4 protein-coding genes are annotated in these 2996 nt (G+C 54.4%); 3 read left to right on the top strand and 1 reads right to left on the bottom strand.

All coding sequences use genetic code 11. The annotated features are described in order from the left end of the window. Positions 1–251: 251 nt before the first annotated feature. The 3 genes from D9N13_RS08375 to D9N13_RS08365 all read left to right on the top strand — a co-directional run bounded on the left by D9N13_RS08375 (position 252) and on the right by D9N13_RS08365 (position 2531). Positions 252–1136 carry a sterol desaturase family protein gene (locus D9N13_RS08375; protein WP_290588176.1) on the top strand — a complete coding sequence of 295 codons (885 nt, stop codon included), beginning with the start codon at positions 252–254 and terminating at the stop codon, positions 1134–1136. Between the two features lie 89 nt (positions 1137–1225). Beyond that, on the top strand, positions 1226–2095 hold the full coding sequence (locus tag D9N13_RS08370) for a DMT family transporter (protein ID WP_290588174.1): 870 nt from the start codon (positions 1226–1228) through the stop codon (positions 2093–2095). A gap of 37 nt (positions 2096–2132) precedes the next feature. Next, complete coding sequence (locus tag D9N13_RS08365) at positions 2133–2531, top strand: GFA family protein (RefSeq protein ID WP_290588172.1); 399 nt, start codon at positions 2133–2135, stop codon at positions 2529–2531. Between the two features lie 69 nt (positions 2532–2600). On the opposite strand, the gene D9N13_RS08360 is transcribed toward D9N13_RS08365, so the two are convergent. Beyond that, a partial coding sequence (locus D9N13_RS08360; RefSeq protein WP_290588170.1) for a calcium-binding protein occupies positions 2601–2996 on the bottom strand: 396 nt, incomplete at its 5' end.

The following is a 2996-nucleotide window of genomic DNA, read 5'->3' as shown; positions in this document are numbered from 1 at the left end:
AAGGCCAAATCTTACCCAATCAGAGCCAAAATAGGGATATGGAAAAAGTAATACCCCTCTGGAGGCCATAGATGGCGGGGCTTCCAGAGCACTTTGTCGTTTTTGGACGGAAAATCCCTAGAACCCCAAGATGGGTAACAGGTTAAGGTCGACGGCTCTTAAATTCAGCTTCATGGATATTTAATATAAGTAATATTGATTGGATGAATAATAGCGTCTGGGTCAGACTTTTCCCATAGGGTTGAATCGCAATGATGGGAGCGTTCCTGATGACCTTGAATGATCTGGTGACCATGTCGATCGTGGTGTTTGTGGCGCTGGCGGCGTTGGCGGAATGGTTCAGTGGCCGCAGTGCCAACGGTGCCCGCACCCGGCGCGACTGGCAGATGGCCGGGCTTACCGTGGCCATGATGATGGCGGTGCAGCGGCCGTTGGTATTGTTGCTCATCGGCCTGAGTTTGACCTGGTTGTTCCCCGGCAGTGCCGGTTCGCTGGCCTGGTTGGAACAGGGCTATTTCTGGTACGCCCTGATCGGTTTTTTCTGCCTGGAGGAGCTGATTCACGGGGCCGGGCATTACTTCGCCCACTGCCGCCGGCCCCGGGCCAGGTGGGCGCAATCAATTCAGGCCGTATTCAAGCTGTCCCATCGCCCTCATCATATGAGCGGTGATGATGAGCGCGGCCAGATCAGTGTGATCCATACCTTCACCAATGGCTGGTTGTGGTGGTTCATTATGCCCAATTACTGGTTCCAGCTGCTGGCGTTGTACCTGGGTTTGACGGAAGTGTTTCTGTGGGGAACCGTGGTCAAAGGGTTGTGGGCAGCCCATACCCATGTGAACTGGAACTACGATCTGTATTTTCATCATCATCGCTGGGCCTGGGTGCGTAACACCATGTGGGGCCTGGCCCATGTGTTCACCTTTCCCACCCAACATCACCACCACCACGCCCGCGGAAAAAACTCCGCCAAGAATGTGTGCGGGTCACTGGCGCTTTACGATTGGCTGGTGTTTGGCACTTTGGCGATCGAAACAGAGCGGCCGGCAGTCTACGGCTGGCGGCAGTCGGAGCGGGAACAGAAAAGTGCACTGTATCGCTATTTCAACACGGATTTAAAACCCTACCTGCGTTGATCCTGAAAATCGGCTAAGGTTCGCCCTGGCCATTTTTATCTTCAGGATTGATTGTGCAACCTCACCCGGTGTTAAAGGCAGGATTGTGGATGTTGGGCACATTGCTGTCGTTCAGCGTCATGGCAATTGCAGCACGCCAGTTGTCTGCCGACTTTTCCACCCTGCAGATCCTTGCCATTCGCAGTGCGATTGGCCTGCTGGTGGTGTCCATGATGTTGACCCGATCGGGTTGGCAACAGGTGCGTACCCGCCAGCCGGGCACGCACCTGTTGCGCAACCTTGCCCACTACCTTGGCCAGTTTGGCTGGTTTTATGCCATCGGCTTTATTCCTCTGGCGGCCGTGTTTGCCATTGAGTTCACGGTGCCTCTGTGGACACTGCTGTTTGCTGCTGCGTTACTGGGTGAGCGGATATCCTTGCCCAGAATCATCGCTGTGCTGTTGGGCATTGGTGGTGTGCTGGTGATCCTGAGGCCGGGTGCTGAAGTGTTGCATACTGCCGCCGTGGTGATGTTGGGGGGTGCTTTCGCCTATGGCCTTTCCCATACCCTGACCAAGCGCCTGGCTCCGGCCAATACGCCCCTGTGTATTCTGTTCTATATGATGGCCATACAGTTGCCGTTGGGCCTGGTGCCAGCGGTGTTCGACTGGGTGACACCCGGGGTTACACACTGGCCCTGGTTCTTACTGGTGGGATTGACCGGCCTGAGCGCCCATTATTGCATGGTGCGGGCGCTGATGCTGGCGGATGCCTCGGTGGTGATTCCCATGGATCTGCTGCGGTTACCGTTGATTGCCCTGGTGGGGTTTGTTGCCTATGGCGAGACAGTTGATTTTTATCTGGCTGTGGGAGCGGGATTGATTCTGTTGGGAAATGCCCTGAACCTGCTGTGGGATCGGCAAAAGACCATGGACATGCGGATCGAAGCCCAGCAAGATGATTCCTCTGCAAAGCAGTAAATAAGCGTAAATCACATCAACTAATAGGGAAGACACCATGATCAGCGGAAGTTGCCTGTGTGGCGGGGTTCAATTTGAAATCAGCGGCGAACTGGCACCTATTCAGATCTGTCACTGTAGCCAGTGTCGAAAAGCACAGGGCAGCGCATTTGCCACCAATACCCCGGTACGGGAATCGAATTTTCACTTGCTGAGTGGCCGTGATCAGATCGGCTCGTTTGAATCCTCACCGGGTAAGCAGCGTTGCTTCTGTAAGCACTGCGGCTCACCGGTGTACAGTAAAACCGACAAATTGCCGGGGGTGATTCGGCTACGGGCCGGTACCTTGGATGGCGAGCTGGCGGTTAAACCAGAAGCCCACTACTACGTGGCATCCAAAGCGAATTGGTACTGTATTGAGGATGAATTGCCCCAGTTTAACGAATGGCGGTTATGAGCGGCTGGCAGTCAAAGCAAACGGTGCTCACTGTGTGCCGTTTGCTTTGACTGGATTGTGTTGACTGAATTAATCGGGCGGGTTGAGCAGGGTTGCGACGAATGTAGTGGCATCCTGAGCCGGCAGTCCATCAAACTGAATTTGTCCCAGGCGATAGTTCGCGGAGTTGAACCAGTCTTTCACTCGGACACTGTCGCTGGCGGACACGGTTAGCACCAGGTCCTCTCCCACCTGTGTGGCGGTGACGCCAATGGGGGTGATGCCGGCACCAAACTGCAAAAGAGCGCGATTGCTCAAGGAGACTTCATACTCATAGATGATGTCGTTGTCGTCCCCCAGATTGAATACAAAGGTATCCTGATCATTGTCATAGCTGGGATAGCGAGTTACCGAGTTATCTTCGCCAACGGTGATTCGATAGCCGGAAAGTATATCGTTCCCTTCTCCGCCGGTGATAATGTCCAC

Origin of the sequence: Ketobacter sp. GenoA1 (genome assembly GCF_003671475.1) — a bacterium.
Lineage (GTDB): Bacteria > Pseudomonadota > Gammaproteobacteria > Pseudomonadales > Ketobacteraceae > Ketobacter.
The sequence above is the reverse complement of the archived record's forward strand: the minus strand, read 5'-3'. Positions and strand labels throughout refer to the sequence as shown.

Coding starts and splice junctions, on each gene's coding strand:
- D9N13_RS08370 (WP_290588174.1), top strand. CDS start 1,226: ATGTTGGGCACATTGCTGTCGTTCAGCGTCATGGCAATTGCAGCACGC.
- D9N13_RS08375 (WP_290588176.1), top strand. CDS start 252: ATGATGGGAGCGTTCCTGATGACCTTGAATGATCTGGTGACCATGTCG.
- D9N13_RS08365 (WP_290588172.1), top strand. CDS start 2,133: ATGATCAGCGGAAGTTGCCTGTGTGGCGGGGTTCAATTTGAAATCAGC.